The 15,178-nt window shown below is 67.8% G+C and carries 10 protein-coding genes; 2 read left to right on the top strand and 8 right to left on the bottom strand.

Features of this window, described 5'->3' with window-relative positions:
• Positions 1-42 precede the first annotated feature (42 nt).
• The 6 genes from mnhG to ACK5NO_RS00310 are packed head-to-tail and all read right to left on the bottom strand — an operon-like array spanning position 43 to position 6,411.
• Entirely contained in the window at positions 43-447 is a 405-nt protein-coding gene (gene mnhG, locus ACK5NO_RS00335; protein ID WP_416810669.1) for a monovalent cation/H(+) antiporter subunit G, read from the bottom strand.
• Positions 447-710: a monovalent cation/H+ antiporter complex subunit F gene (locus ACK5NO_RS00330; RefSeq protein ID WP_416810668.1), complete on the bottom strand. Its 264-nt coding sequence runs from the start codon at positions 708-710 to the stop codon at positions 447-449. The genes mnhG and ACK5NO_RS00330 overlap by 1 nt, the downstream gene beginning before the upstream one ends.
• On the bottom strand, positions 707-1,294 hold the full coding sequence (locus tag ACK5NO_RS00325; RefSeq protein WP_416810667.1) for a Na+/H+ antiporter subunit E: 588 nt from the start codon (positions 1,292-1,294) through the stop codon (positions 707-709). Before ACK5NO_RS00325 ends, ACK5NO_RS00330 begins: the two co-directional genes overlap by 4 nt.
• Positions 1,287-2,873: a Na+/H+ antiporter subunit D gene (locus ACK5NO_RS00320; protein WP_416810666.1), complete on the bottom strand. Its 1,587-nt coding sequence runs from the start codon at positions 2,871-2,873 to the stop codon at positions 1,287-1,289. The genes ACK5NO_RS00325 and ACK5NO_RS00320 overlap by 8 nt, the downstream gene beginning before the upstream one ends.
• Positions 2,870-3,439 carry a Na(+)/H(+) antiporter subunit C gene (locus ACK5NO_RS00315; protein ID WP_416810665.1) on the bottom strand — a complete coding sequence of 190 codons (570 nt, stop codon included), beginning with the start codon at positions 3,437-3,439 and terminating at the stop codon, positions 2,870-2,872. The genes ACK5NO_RS00320 and ACK5NO_RS00315 overlap by 4 nt, the downstream gene beginning before the upstream one ends.
• A complete protein-coding gene (locus ACK5NO_RS00310; protein WP_416810664.1) occupies positions 3,436-6,411 on the bottom strand; it encodes a Na+/H+ antiporter subunit A in 2,976 nt (991 codons plus the stop codon). The genes ACK5NO_RS00315 and ACK5NO_RS00310 overlap by 4 nt, the downstream gene beginning before the upstream one ends.
• A gap of 218 nt (positions 6,412-6,629) precedes the next feature.
• Between ACK5NO_RS00310 and ACK5NO_RS00305 the strand changes: the two genes are divergently transcribed.
• Positions 6,630-7,265 carry a DUF5701 family protein gene (locus ACK5NO_RS00305; RefSeq protein ID WP_416810663.1) on the top strand — a complete coding sequence of 212 codons (636 nt, stop codon included), beginning with the start codon at positions 6,630-6,632 and terminating at the stop codon, positions 7,263-7,265.
• A gap of 79 nt (positions 7,266-7,344) precedes the next feature.
• Positions 7,345-9,468, top strand: coding sequence for a glycogen debranching protein GlgX (gene glgX, locus ACK5NO_RS00300; RefSeq protein ID WP_416810662.1), 2,124 nt, complete (start codon positions 7,345-7,347; stop codon positions 9,466-9,468).
• A 115-nt stretch (positions 9,469-9,583) separates the two neighbouring features.
• Here glgX and ACK5NO_RS00295 read toward each other — a convergent pair whose 3' ends face one another.
• Both ACK5NO_RS00295 and ACK5NO_RS00290 read right to left on the bottom strand, forming a co-directional pair.
• Complete coding sequence (locus ACK5NO_RS00295; protein WP_416810661.1) at positions 9,584-13,141, bottom strand: glycosyl hydrolase 53 family protein; 3,558 nt, start codon at positions 13,139-13,141, stop codon at positions 9,584-9,586.
• 79 nt (positions 13,142-13,220) lie between these two features.
• Positions 13,221-15,167 carry a glycosyl hydrolase 53 family protein gene (locus ACK5NO_RS00290; protein WP_416810660.1) on the bottom strand — a complete coding sequence of 649 codons (1,947 nt, stop codon included), beginning with the start codon at positions 15,165-15,167 and terminating at the stop codon, positions 13,221-13,223.
• Positions 15,168-15,178: the final 11 nt, after the last annotated feature.

Raw genomic sequence — 15,178 nt, 5'->3', positions numbered from 1 at the left:
TGGGCCAGCCTAGCGGGAGCGACCGACGCTCAAGGCGCGACGCTAGGCCCGACCACGTCGCCGCTGGCCGCGCTCAGCGGCACGGTCCGCCTCGCGGACGTCCTCGGCCATCTCGTCGAGTACCAGGTGAGTGCGGTCCAGCCCAGTGTCGCGATACGCGGCGCGGCCCACCATGTGCGCCGCGATGGGCTGCGTGAGCATCTGGAAGACCACCACGAGCGAGGCCAGCGCGACGGTGGGCCAACTGGGCGAGCGCAGCACGATGGCGATGCAGATCACGATTACCCCGAGCACCTGCGGCTTGGCGCCTGCGTGCAGGCGCTGCATGGTGTCGGGAAACCGCAGCAGTCCCACCCCGGCGGCAAGGGACATCACTCCCGCCAACAAGATCAACGCGGCGGCCAGCAGGTCAGTGAAGGGGCCAGCGCCCTCGGTCCACACGAGCATTAGCTGTCCTCCTTGCCCGCCATGAACCGTGCGGTGCTCACCGAGCCCACCACGGCAAACAGTGCCAGAGCAATCAGCACAGGGATCAGCGTCGTGTCCTTGTTCGCGACCATCCACACGCCCAGCCAGCACACGAGAGCAGCGGTCAGCACATCGGCCGCGATGACCCGGTCGAGCGTGGTGGGCCCACGGACGATCCTCACCAGCGAGGCGAACACCGCGAAGGCGAACATCGCGCCTGTCGCCATCAGCACCACCGTCATGGCGTCACCTTCCTGCGAGACTCACGGGCCCTGTCACGTTGGACCTTGCGCACCTCGGCCCGCGTACCGATCGCCATGATGAGCCGCTCCTCGGTGGCGAGCACCTCCCGCCGAGCCTTGTCGATGCCCTCGTCGGACGTCACGCAGAACACGTGGACGAACAGTTCGGCTCGCGCCCGGTCGACATCGATGACGAGAGTGCCGGGCACCAGAGTCGACGCCTGGGCAGTCGCCGTCATGATGAGGTCGCTGCGAGAGCGCAGGCGCACCCCGATGATCGCCTCCTTGGGCGAATAGCCGATGCCGAGTGCCTGGCCGGCGACAATGACAGATGATCGCGTGATGTCCCACATCAGCACGACGATGAACCACGCCAGCCAGCCCACATGGATCCGGCCGCTGGCCTCAATGGGCGGCAAGTAGAACACGAGGGGCACGAGCACGGCGAGCAGCACGCCAGACACCAACGTCGTGACGTCGAAGGTGCCCCACAGGAAGATCCACAGTGCCACGAGCGAGATCTGCAGTGGGATCTGATAGCGGCGTGCCTGACGCACTGCCTTGAGGCGCTCACGCTTAGCCATCGCGGGCCTCCTGTGGCAGCACCGCGGAGATGAGCAGCTCGCGCTGTCCGATTCCCTGGGCGGTGCGGTCGCTCAGCGCAAACAGGGGTCCGGCGAACAGCGTCAGCGCGACGGTGATGGCGACCATCACCGTCGTCACTCCCACCATCAGGCGCGGGGTTTCGCTCGCGGTCGTGGAGGCGACGTCGATCTCCGGGCTCTCGACCAGCGCGGCGGTCAGGTGCGAGCGGTAACCCTCCTCAACCTCGCCGCTGGGCCGCCAGAAGGCGAGGTTCCACACCCGCATGAGCGCGTAGAGCGTGATGAGCGAGGTCGCGACCGCTCCCCCGATCACGACCCACACGACCCAGCCGCCCACCTCGGCGCCCGCGAGCAAGAGCCCCGTCTTTCCCAGGAAGCCCGAGAACGGCGGGATGCCACCCAGGTTGAGGGCCGGGATGAAGAACAGCACCGCGATGACCGGCGCGGCCTTGAGCATGCCCGACAGGCGCGAAATGGAGGTCGAGTCACCCACGCGTTCCATGAGGCCCACCGCGAGGAACAGGGTGGTCTGCACGGTGATGTGGTGGACGATGTAGTACACGGTGGCGGCGAGCCCCAACTGCGAACTGAGCCCGATGCCAAACACCATGTAACCGATGTGGCTCACAAGCGTGAACGACAACAGGCGCTTGATGTCGGCCTGAACGGCGGCACCGAGAATGCCGATGATCATCGTGAGCAGGCCTATCCACAGCAACGCCGTGGTGAGGTCCCCGCCTGGGCCCTCGTCCGGGAACAGCAAGGTCTCCAGGCGAATGATGGCGTACACACCCACCTTGGTCAGCAAACCTGCGAAGACGGCGGTGACCGGCGCTGGCGCGGTGGGGTACGAGTCGGGCAGCCAGAACGACATGGGGAACAGCGCCGCCTTGATGCCGAAGGCGAGGAGCAGCATCACGTGGAGCATGAGGGCCGTGGACTCGGGGATGGTCTCGAGCCTCACCGCGACGTGCGCCATGTTGACGGTGCCCGTGGCGCCGTAGACCAGGCCAATCGCCGCAAGGAAGAACACCGAGGACACGAGGCTCACGACGATGTACGTGACGCCAGCGCGGATGCGCACGCCGGTGCCACCGATCGTGAGCAACACGTAGCTCGCTCCCAGCAGAATCTCGAAGCCCACGTACAGGTTGAACAGGTCGCCCGCGACGAAGGCGACCGACAAGCCCGCGGCGAGCATCAGGTACGTGGGGTGGAAGATCGTCACCGGGGTCTCGCCGTCTCCGTCGGCAATACCCTGTCCCACCGCGTACAACAGCACCGCGAGCAGCACCACAGACGACACCACGAGCATGATCGCGCTCAGGCGGTCCACCATGAGCACGATGCCCCACGGCGCAGGCCAGGCCCCCACTTCGATCACGGCTGGACCGCCTGCATCGACCACGAGCAGCAACGCGATCGCCACCCCGGTCACCACCACGAGCGTGCCCGTACTGATCACCACCTGAAGGCGAGGGAAGCGCCCGGTGACGAGCGCGAGCGCAGCACCAAGGAGCGGCAACAGCACCACGAGGGGCACGAGCGCATCGGTCATGAGCGGTCCTCCTCGTCGTCGGCATCGCGCGGCGTCACCTCGGCAGGGGCTGGGGCCACCTCGGCAGGCGCCGGGGCCGGCGCCGAGGCCGGCGCCGAGGCCGCCCCAGCATCGGCGCTACCCGACCCCAGCTCCTCCTGGCCGGCGCCGAGCGCCTGGGCGAGCGCCGCATCGTCCTCGCTCGTGGTCGAGAAGACCTCTTGCGCGAGGTCCTGGTCGTCCTGGTGCTCGGTGACCACCGTGTCACCGCGGTCACCCAGCCGTGCCAGCCACCACGAGCGATAAATGAGGGCCAAGAGGAAGGCCGTGACACCAAAGTTGATGACGATCGCCGTGAGGATCAGCGCCTGCGGCAAAGGGTCGGCGAACGTCGAGGGGTCGGCTCCCTCAGTCATGAACGGTGCCGTACCCGACCGGCCGCTCATGATGAGGATCAGCAAGTTGGTCGCGTTGCCGATCAGCAGGAAGCCAATGAGCACGCGGGTGAGGCTGCGTTCAAGCAGCACGTACACACCCGTGGCATACAGCACTGCCATGACCAGGATCAGCGAGAGCGAGGCGCTCATGAGCGGGCCTCCTCACGGGCGTCGGCAATGTCCTGCTGGTGGCGGTCCACCTGGGCGCCCAGGCTGCGCAGAATGTCGAGCGAGACGCCCAGAACCACCAGGTACACGCCAATGTCAAACAGGGTCGAGGTGCCGGCGCTGAGCGACAGCGGCCCCCACGAGTACTCGAACCAGGTGGACTCGAGCACCTGTTGGCCAAAGAGCAAGGCTCCAGCGGCCGTGCCCGCAGCCAGCAGGATGCCTCCTCCGAGCAGGCGCCCAGCATCGACGGGCGCGGCCTCGGCCAACTCGTAGCGCCCGCCGGCGAGGTAGCGCGCGAGCAGCGCCAGCCCCGCGAGCAGGCCGCCGGCAAAGCCGCCGCCCGGCGCGTTGTGGCCCGCGAACAGCAAGTACACCGAGACCACCATCGCGGGATGGAACAGGAAACGCACCAGCACCTCGAGCAGAATCGACCGGTTGGCGGCCGACAGCGTGCGGCCGGCAAGCAACCACGACCGGCGGGTGGGGGCCTCGTCGTCTCCCGCGGAGAAGTCGAGTGGCTCCTCCCCCGCCGCGGTGAACGACTCGGGCTCGATCGTCGTGATCGCCCCGGTGATCGCGGGCTCGGTGACGGCGCTGGCGGTCGCGCCGCGCCTGCGCACAGACAGGCCCTCGGACGGCCGCGACAGGCGCGGCTCTGAGCCTTCCCTGCCCGTCACAAACAGCAGGCTGGCCACACCGGTCGCCACGGCGACGAGCATGGCGATCTCACCCATGGTGTCCCAGGCGCGAATGTCCACCAGCAGCACGTTGACCACGTTTTGTCCGTGGCCCTCGACGAGCGCCATCTCGGGCAGTTCGTTCGAGATGGGCTCGGACGTGCGCGAGCCCAGCGCGACCACCGCGACGACGGACATCGCGACGCCAACAGCAATGCCGATCGCGGCGCGCAGCAGGCGGTGGCGCGGCACGTTGTGCTCGGCGATACGGTGCGGCAGGCGTCGCAGCACGAGCACAAACACCACCAGCGTCACGGTCTCGACGAGGGCCTGAGTCAGCGCAAGGTCGGGCGCACCGTGCATGCCGAACAGTGCCACCATTCCGTAGCCGACCATGCCCACCAGCAGCACCGCGGTAAACCGCTGCCGCACGAGGGCCGATGCGATGGCCGCGACGATCATGAACGCGGCCACTACCGCTTGGGTCGGGTAGTCCCACGCGATGACCGAGCCGACGAGGTCTGCTCCGGCGATCGCGGAGGCCGCGACGGAGGCGATGAACACCGCGAAGATCATGGTCAGGTAGCCGGGCAGGCCGCGACGCTGGAGCGCGCGGGAGGTGACCAAACCGGCCCAGTTCACGGCGCGCACCACGGAGTTGTACGAGCGCGAGGCGTCTGGCACGCGGGGGAAGTAGCCCTGCATGCGCAGCACCGAGGCCCGGCGCCAGAACAGCACGCCACCGACAGCCAGGACGACGACGGTCAAGGCCAGTGCAGGCTCGAGGCCGTGCCACAGCGCGAGGTGATAGTCGGGTTCCTCCCCGTAACTGTCCGCGTACGGCTCGAGATACGGCTCGAGCAGTTGGGGGGCGATCCCTGTGAGCACACCAAAGCCGCTCAGCAGCGCGGGCGCAACGAGCATCCCCGCGCCCGAGGAGTGAACCTCCGTGGGCTCCATGTCGGGCTTGGCCGCGAAGGCGCCCCACACGAATCGCGCGGTGTAGGCGACCGTGAAGATCGAACCGACCACCGCTCCGACGAGAGCGATCCACGCCCATGTGGGTGTCAAGGCAATCTGCTCAATGAGAGTCGCGAACACCGCTTCCTTGGCGACAAAGCCCAGCAGTGGAGGAAGGCCAGCCATCGAGGCTGCGGCGAGCACCGCGACGCCAGCGAGCACCGGCCTGGCCCGGCCAAGCCCCGACAGTTCGCGGATATCCCTGGTGCCCGTGTCGTGGTCGACGATGCCGACCACGAGGAATAGCGTCGCCTTGAACGCGGCGTGGCCCACGAGCAGGGTGAGTCCCGCGAGCGCGATGTTGGGCTCGCCGAACGCCAAGACCAGCGTCAGGAAGCCCAACTGGCTCACGGTGCCGTAGGCCAACAGCAGTTTGAGGTCGGTCTGGCGCAGCGAGCGCCAGCCGCCCACGAGCATGGTTGCCACGCCCACGGTCACGAGCAGACCGCGCCAGCCCGGCATGTCCGCGTACCCGGGTGCGAGGCGCGCGATCAGGTAGATGCCCGCCTTCACCATCGCGGCGGCATGCAGGTAGGCGCTCACCGGGGTGGGGGCGGCCATCGCGGCAGGCAACCAGAAGTGGAACGGCACGAGCGCGCTCTTGGAGATCGCGCCTATCAGGATCAACACCACTGCCGTGATGATGAGCGGGTCGGTGAGCGACGGCGGCGCGGCGACAATGGCGGCGATCGAGGTGGTGCCGCTGTGCACCACCAGCACAATGATCCCCACGAACATGGCCAGCCCACCGGTCGTGGTGACCAGGAGGGCTTGCAACGCGGCGCCGCGACTCTCACGCCGCCCCGTGTAGTGCCCAATCAGCAGATACGACAACACGCTCGTGGCTTCCCAGAAGATGAACATCACGATGATGTCGTTGCTGGTCACGAGCCCAAACATCACGCCAGCAAAGGCCAGCAGCAGGGCGGCGAAGCGGCCGAGCGCAGGCTCATCATCCGTGAAGTACCAGGCGCAATACAGCAGCACGAGCGCGCCGACCACGAGAACCAGCAGCGCCATGACCCAACTGAGCGCGTCCATACGGAACGACAGGCTCATCCCGAGCGTGGGGATCCACTCGACCGCCGTTGCCGGCGGGCTGTCCCCCAGCGCGCGCGGCGCTTGCAGCGCGGTCCACACCGCACCAGCGGCGGGGAGCAGGGCGAGAGCGACAAAGGTCCACCGGCCCCAGCGGCGGACCAGGAGCGGCGTCACCAGTGCCAGGGCTCCAAAGAGTGCGAGTAGGACGATCACATCACTCCTCGCGGGCCGGGACGGTGGACAGGGCGAGAAGCTCGCCTCCGAGACGGCTGCGTGCACCCACCTTGGGGCGCTCACATGGGCTAGGACCTCAGTCCCGGCGTGCCCATAGTCTAGAGGGCGATCGCCGCGCCACTGACCACGAGAAGCAACCGAGGAACAACGGCACGCACCCGGGCGTTCATGATGGGCCGACAACGCAAGGAGCCGCCATGACCGCCACCCTGCTTGACCACCAGATCGATGCCTTCCTCGCGGCGGGCCTGCCCGCCTTGGCAGGGCTCGACGAGCCCCGATTCGCCGACCTCTTCGCGCCGTTGCGAGCCAGCGCATCGGCCCTGTCCCATGAGGCCGATGCGCATGAGGGGCGCCTGCCATACGTCGCCGTCGTGACGGATCGGCTCATCGATCCCGCGGCACGCGTGCCAGGCATGCGGTTGACAACCTCGTCGCGCGAGGGAATTCTCGATCGCAACCACGGCGAGGAGGGCCTCGCACCCTACCGCGCCCGTCCAGAACTCGGGGTGCCCGACTCCCCCGTCTACCTCCTCGTCGATGTCGAGCGTGGCGACGAGTTCCGCAACGTCGCACCGCGCGACGCCGCCCCGGTCATCGCAGGCCGCGAGCGCAGCCCCCTGACCATCGCCGAAGGTCTGTCGATCATGGCCGCTCACCCTGAGTTCTTGCATAAGAACCACTGCTTCATGCTCAGTGGCTCGACTCGCGGCAACAAGCGCGTGCCCGCCATCTGGATCTCGCAGCGGGCACCCAAGCTCGGATGGTGCTTTGACGGCGTGCCGCACTCGTGGCTGGGAGTGGCCTCCGCCGCACGGCGCCTCGGCGCGTAGCGACACCTGGGAACGCTCACGGCCCCTGCGTGGTTGCACTGGTGCGCACACACACGCCGGGCACAATAGGAGAATGCCGATGGATGGAGTTACCCCCTCTCCCACTCCTCACCGACTGGGAGTCCACCTTGTCGATGGAGGCGCCGTCGTGGGCGTCTACGCGGGCCATGCCACGGCAGTCGACCTGTGTCTGTTCGACGCCGACGACGTCGAGACCCGCGTCCCGCTGATCGGGCCCAAGGCCGGCGTGTGGCACGCGTTCGTTCCGGGCATCCAGGAGGGACAGAAGTACGGCTTCCGTGCCTCCGGGCCGTGGCAGCCCAAGAAGGGCCACCGCTACAACCCCGCCAAGCTGCTCATGGACCCATACACGCGCGGCATCGAGGGCGACGTCACACCGATGAACGCACCCGGCGCACAGTCGCTGCTGTCCAACCGCGACGGCACCGACACGGCGCCGATGATGCCGCGCTCGGTGGTCACCGCCGAGCCCGGCGGCTCGTGGCAGACCCCCCACCCGCGCATCCCGTGGGAAGACACCGTCATCTACGAGATGCACGTCAAGGGCTTTACCCAACAGATGGAGGGCGTGCCGCCCGAGCTACGCGGTACCTACGCCGGGCTCGCCCACCCCGCAGCGATCGAGTACCTCACCAGCCTGGGCGTGACGACGATCGAACTGCTGCCCGTGCACGCGTTCGCCTCGGAGCCGCACCTCGACCACGGCGGGCTCTCGAATTACTGGGGCTACTCGACCATGGGGTTCTTCGCTCCCCACGCGCCCTACGCGACGCAGGCGGCGCGCGACAAGGGCGCCCAGGGCGTGCTCGACGAGTTCGTGGGCATGGTCGACCTGCTGCACCAGGCGGGGCTCGAGGTCATCCTCGACGTGGTCTACAACCACACGGCGGAGGCCGGATGGGGCGACAGGGTGCTGAACTTCCGCGGCCTCGACAACCGCTCCTACTACCGACACCAGGCCAACTCCCCCGGGCACTACGACGACACCACCGGCACGGGCAACACCCTGGACTTCGCGCACCCCCGCGTGGTCCAGCTCGCGATGGACTCGCTGCGGTACTGGACCGAGGAGGTGGGCGTCGACGGCTTCCGCTTTGACTTGGCCGTCACGCTTGGCCGCACCGGCCACGGCTTCTCCACCCGCCACCCCTTCTTCGTGGGCATCACCATGGACCCCATGCTCGGCGGCGTGAAGCTCATCGCGGAGCCGTGGGATGTGGGCATGGGCGGCTGGCAGGTGGGCAACTTCCCTGCTCCGATGGCCGAATGGAACGACCGCTTTCGCGACCGTATCCGGTCCTTCTGGCTCACCGACACCGCCCGTGGCGGACGCCACCACCCCACGGCGCCAGAGCTCGCCACCCGCTTGGCAGGCTCGAGCGACCTGTTCGGGCACACCGAGCCGCCACTGGTACGCGGGCCAGTCGCATCGGTCAACTTCGTCACGGCCCACGACGGCTTCACCGCCTACGACCTCACCGCCTACAACGGCAAGCACAACGAGGCCAACGGCGAGGACAACCGCGACGGCACTGACAACAACCGGTCGTGGAACCACGGCTACGAGGGCATGACGGACGAGCCCGAGATCCTGGCGCTGCGTCGGCGCTCGATCCGCAACCTGTTGGGCACCACGCTGCTGGCCGCGGGAACGCCCATGCTGCTGTCAGGCGACGAGTACGGCAACTCCCAGGGCGGCAACAACAACGCCTACTGCCAGGACAACGAGATTGGTTGGGTCGACTGGTCCCAGGCCGAATGGAAGGACCAGCTGCGTGCGACGGTCGCGCACCTGGTGCACCTGCGCCGCGAGCACAGGGTGCTGCGTCCGAGCGAGTTCTATGACGGTCGCGACCACGACCTGCGCGACGGCAACCCCCGCGCGGACTCCGCGTGGTTCACGGCCTCTGGCGCGCCCGAGACAGAGGACTGGTGGGAGGATCCCGGCACGAGGGTCGTGCAGTTCATGCGCTCGCTGGGCGAAGCCGAGGCCGATGCGCTGATGGTCATCAACGGTTCTCGCACCGAGGTCGAGCTGTCCTTGCCTACGGACGACGGGGCGCCGTGGCGCCTGGTGTGGGACTCCTCGTGGGAGACCCCCGCGGGCGTCGAGGAAGAAGTGCTGCGCCCGGGCGAGACCACCGCGATCGAGCCCACCTCCATCCAGCTGTACTTGAGTTGACCCCCGCGTGACATGACGACGTCGGCGGGCCGATGCGCTGGCCCGCCGACGTCTGTCTGTTCGCCTGAGCGCGGTGCGACACCTGTGCAGGCCAGGTGCCGCACCGCACCATCACTTAGGCGAGGTGGTTGCGCTGCCTCGAGCCCAGCGCCAGGGCGCCGCCGAGGGTGAGCAACGCGATTGCGATGAACAGCGGTGCCGCAACGTCAGCGCCAGTGGTGGCCAGATCGTCACCGTCTGCCGCCAGCACGGTGATCTCCGCCTCAGCGAGCACCTCATCGTCGGCGTCGAGCGCCACGAGGTGATGCGTACCCACCTCGGTGTCGGCCGGAATCGTCACCGTCGCCGTCGCGACGCCGTCGACCACGGGCACCACCGCGAGCTGCTGGTACACGCTGCGGATGCCGATCTCGACGGTGTTGCCCTCGACACCTGCCACCTTCACGGTCACCAGGTCGCCGGGACGCACGGTGGAGTCGCTGACCGTCATGGTGACGTCCGCAGAGGAGCCGTCGCCGTCGCCAGAGCCGTCGCCGTCACCGGAACCGTCACCGTCGCCGTCGCCGTCGCCACCGTCGCCGTCACCACCGTCACCGCCATCGAGCGCGACCAGCGCGTCGATCGCATCCGTGATGGCGGCCGCTGCGGCGTCGACCTGAGACTGGGTCGCCACCGAGGCCTTGACGATCTCGCCCCGCTCGACCGCAAGGTCGAGCGCCGCGAGAGACTCGGCGGTGAATGCGTCGCGATCGACGCCCTCGGCTGCGGCCAGGGCGTCGTCGAGAGCCGTCCACACGAGGTCAGCGTCGGCGACGCGCACCAGGCGGAAGTCGTCGAGCGTGCCCCACGAACCTGCCAGCAGCTCCATCTGCGCGCCCACGGTGATGGTCTCACCCTCGGCCACGGAGATGGGGCCCGCCGTGCCCGTTACAAAGCCCGCACCGGCGTTGCCGTGCCAGCCCTTGAGGCTCAGGTAGGAGGTGTCAGTGTCCGACTCGCCCGCCAGCACAATGCCAATCGAGTCCGACGAGATGGTCGGGTCGGACGATGCGGCCGTGCCCTGACCCGTCGCTGTCAACTCGTAGGTGCCCGCCGGCAAGCCCGTCACGGTCTGCGACAGGTCGATCGTGAATTCAGCGTCGTCGAACCACACGAGCGCCTTGTCGCCGTCAGAGGCATCCCCCGTAGCACCGATGAAGTTGCCCTCCTCGGAGCCCGTCGTCTCGAAGACCCAGGGGTCGGAGGTCTCGTCCTCGAACGAGCCGTTGGTCAGCCAGTTGCGAGGCGTCACGGTCACCGTCGCGACCGCGTCGTAGCCGGATGCGGTGACACCCGTCACGGTGAACGTGCCTGCGCTCTGGATCGCGTCCTGTGCCCCAGACCAGGTCACAGCCTCGGTCGTGATGGTGCCGTCGAACGCCTTGAGCTGAACGGTGGCAGGCAACTCAATCGCGTCGCCTTCCTCCACGGTCAGAGTCACGGGCACCACGGTCGGAGCCGGGATCTCGCCGTCGACCTCAAGCCCAGCGAGGGCTGCGGTGAGCGCCTCTTCTGCGCCCGCGACGGCCTCTTCGGTGGGCGCCGATGCTGCCAGAACGACCTCCGCACGCCTGAGCGCCGCGTCGAGCACTGCGAGGGAGTCCTCGGTGTAGACGTCCCGGTCGATGCCTTCGCCGCGGTCGACGAGCGCCTCCAGAGCGGTCGTGTCTGCAGCGTCGACGGTGTGCGTGAGCACAAAGTCGTCGAGCCAGAACCACGATTTCTCACCCACGGCGCCAGTCATGCCCACCGTGAGGGTTTCGCCTTCCGCGATCGTGATGTCGTCAATGACCGGCGTCTGCCAATTGGCCCAACCTGCGAAAGGCAATGCAGCCGTCCACTCATCGGTGCCGTCCGAGGCGACCAGGTTCACGCTGAGCGCGTTGCTGCCGTCGGCGTTGCCGTGACCGCTGGCCTGCAGCGTGTAGGTGCCGGGCTCGAGCCCGGTCACGGTCTGCGAGGCGGACAGGCTGCTCTCGGCGGCGTTGCCCTGCCAGGCACCGAGTGCCCACGAGCCGTGGACGTCGTTGGCGCTGGTGCGCACCCACCATTCGCTGGGCCAGGTGTCGGCACCGATGCTCCAGCCGGTGTCGTCGCCGGTCTCGAAGTCGCCGTTGACGAGCAAATTGGCGGGCTCGACGGTCACGGTCACCGTGGTGGCGTAGCCAGCCTCGGTGGTGCCGTCGATCACGTAGGTGCCGGGGCCGCTGATGTAGTCGGCCGCGGAGTCCCACGTCACCGGCTGCTCCTCAGTCGAGGAGTCGTTGTAGGTCACGGTCACCGTGGTCGGCAACGCGATCGTGTCGCCATCGGCAAAGGTCACCGAGGGGCTTTCGACGCCCGTCATCTCGAGCGGAGCGACGGAGCCTGTGCGCACGTACTCGAACACGTGCAGCGACTCGAGAGGGTTGCCGTCGAAGTCGAACAGCGCCTGGTTGTCGACGGCGCTACCGCCGTACCAAGCGGCGGCGTTCGCGTCGTACTCGCCCGCGTGAGAGGCGGCCCAGCCGGATCCATCGTTCTCCCACTTGGCCTCGTTGCCCGCGTCACCGGGCTCGCCCACGGGCAGCCATGCGGGCTCCCAGTAGAAGACGCCGATGCCCGCGTCGCCCACGTCGGCCACGGCCTGGATGACGTCGCGCACCTCGTTCGCCTGCCCCTGCTCGGAGAAGGCGTACGGCTGTCCGGTGTCGTTGGCGCCCACGCGAACAGTGTTCTCGTGTCCGTCGCCGTCCTCGAGGGTGTAGGCCCACGAGGTCTCGGCCACCATGACCTCCTTGTCAAAGCCGTCGGCCACGGCCGAGAGCTTGGACGTGAGGTTGCTCAGCGTGCCGTGCCAGAACGGGTAGTAGGAACTGGAGAAGACGTCGTAGTCGACACCCGCATCCTCCAACTGCTGAGCGGCACCGACAAAGTTCTGGCTATTGGGGTTGGCCCAGTGCACGGCGATCTTGGCCTCGGGCAGCACCTCAGCCACCGCATCGGCGCCTGCCTTGAACAACGGACCCGTGTTGGCCCAGCCGGACTCGCCCGCAATCTGGCCAGAGTTGGTCTCGTTGCCGATCTGCACCATGTCGATGTCGGCGCCGGTGGCCGTGATCTCCGTGAGAGCGTCGACGGTGAAGTCGCTCAGCGCCTGCGCACGGGTGGCGACGTCCATACCCTCCCACGCCTTGGGCGAGGACTGCTGGCCCGGGTGGGCCCAGAAGTCCGAATAGTGAAAGTCGATGAGGACGTCAAGGCCGGCGTCGGTCGCCCGCTTGGCCATGATTCCCGCGCGCTCGACGTCGACCGTGCCGCCGCCGTAGCCCTCGCCGGTGTCGGAGTTGTAGGGGTCGTTCCACACCCGCAGACGCACCCAGTTGACGCCGTGGTCGGCAATGACCTCGAACAGATCTGCGGGTTCGCCTGACTCGTCACGGAATACCACGCCAGATTCCTCGAGCGCCAGCACCGAGCTGACATCGGCTCCCATGATGAAGTCATCCGTGAGGCCTTCGACCTTCTCGACGGTGATGCCGGCCTCGACCGGCCCGTCGTCGGCCGCATAGGCACTCGTGGCGAGCGTGCCGGCGGCGAGCGCGCCCAAGGCGCTCGCGGCTGTGACCGCTCCCAGTTTGCGTCGCATGATCATGCGTTGTTCCCTTCGATCCTCGTTGATCGGCGCCCGGGTGCCCCGATGGTGCGGGGCCGTCGCCCCACGATTGCTATCTCTATTCGCGCTCACTCGGCGTGAGCACTACCTCATCAATGAAGCCCCAGTCCTCGGCACCCATGGTGCCCACGACTGTGACTGTCGCCTTGCCATCAGAGCCGACTTGCGCATCGGCTACTACTGCCGTGAACCAGGCTTGCCATCCGTTCAGTTCGAGCGGTGCCTGCCACTGACCTTCCGAGGTCGAGACAACGAGCTCAAGCTCGTAGCCGTTCCCACCAAAGTCCTCACCGTGGGCGTCCGCGCGCGCGACATACCGCCCGGGCTCGAGCCCCTCGACGGCTTGGGATGCGGTGAACGTGAAGTCGGAATCCGACCAGAAGTTCAGCACGTGAGCGTCGCGCGCCGCCTGCGGGTTGTCGTCGACGACCGCGAACGTCGAGGCATCTGACTCCAACACCCACGCGCTCAGGTCGCCTTCCTCAAAACCGCCCGCGACCAGGTCGTTTGCCTCTCGCACCGTCACCACGGCTCCCACTGCACCTTCTTGGGCACCGCCGGTCACTTCGTAGGTTCCCGGTTGGTCGCTGTCGGGCATCGCCAGCTCATCCCACGTCACGGGCACGTGCTTGCTCGAGCCGTCGTTGTAGACCACCTCGACCGTGTCGGGTAGCACGATCTGCTCCCCCACCTGGACGTCGATGGTGGGCGAGATGATCTGGGAGACGGCGAGCGGCGCGGTCGCGCCGTGGCGCACGTACTCAAACATCCTCAGGGAGGCCAACGGCTGCCCCGTTTCGTCGAACAGCGCCTGGTTGTCCCACCCCGAGCCGCCCCAGTACTGGCCCGCGTCCTCGGGGTCGTACTGGCCTGCGAAGCTCGTCGCCCAGCCGGACCCGTCTCGCTCCCACAGCGCGGTGTTGGCGTCGAGTGCGCTCGCGGGCCCCACGGGGAGCCACGCGGGCTCCCAGTAGTAGACCCCGACCCCAGCCTCGCCCACATCCGCAACGGCCTGGACGACATCACGGAACGCCGTGGCCTGACCCTGCGCGCTGACCGGATAGGCGGTGGCCTCAGCGGCCTCATCGATGACGTTCGAGGAGCCGTCCAGGTCATCGAGCGTGAACGCCCACGAGGTTTCCGCCACCATGACCTGCTTGTCATAGGTGGTCGCGATGTCGCTGAGCACGGCGGTGAGGTTGTCGAGCGTGCCGTGCCAAAACGGGTAGTACGAGCTCGCGAACACGTCGTAGTCCACCTCGAAGTTGTCGAGGATCGAGGCAAAGCGGTCGTAGGCCCCTTCGCTCTCAGGGTTGGTGAAGTGCACAGCAACGTAGGCCTCGGGGAACACCTCCCGCACGGCCGATGCGCCGGCTGAGAACAGCGCCGCCATCGACGGCCACGCCGTCATCCCGGCCACGCCGTTGTTGGTCTCGTTGCCCACCTGGACGCCAATGACATCAACCTCGGCCTCCTTGAAGGCCGTCAGTGCGTCTGCGGTAAAGTCTCCCGCCGCCGTTGCTCGCTCGTCGTCCGACAGGCCTTCCCACGCCTTGGGGGCTTGCTGCTTGGCTGGGTCAGCCCAAAAGTCCGAGTAGTGGAAGTCAACCAGCACGCCCATGCCCGCCTGGGTCGCGCGCTGGCCGATCTCGATGGCCCGCTCGACATCGACAGTGCCGCCGCCGTAGCCGTTGCCCTCCGCGTCGTAGGGGTCGTTCCACACGCGCACGCGCACGTCGGTGACGCCCGAGTCGGCCAGGATCTCGAAGAGGTCGCCGGGATCACCCTGCTCGTCGCGGAACACCACGCCCGAGTCCTCGAGCGCGAGAACCGAGGACACGTCGACGCCGAGTTGGAAGTCCTCTGCGAGGCCCTCGACCGCGTCGACGACCACCTGCGCCTCGTACGGGCCATCGGGCTCGTCGGCGGTGCAGGCGACGAGGCTCGCCGCTGTGACCGCTCCCAGGAGAGCGATCGCAGGAATCCGTCGACGTTGACGTTGCATGGGACTACGCG

The organism is Demequina sp. (assembly GCF_047975725.1).
Lineage (GTDB): Bacteria > Actinomycetota > Actinomycetes > Actinomycetales > Demequinaceae > Demequina.
This window is presented reverse-complemented; position numbering and strand designations above follow the sequence as displayed.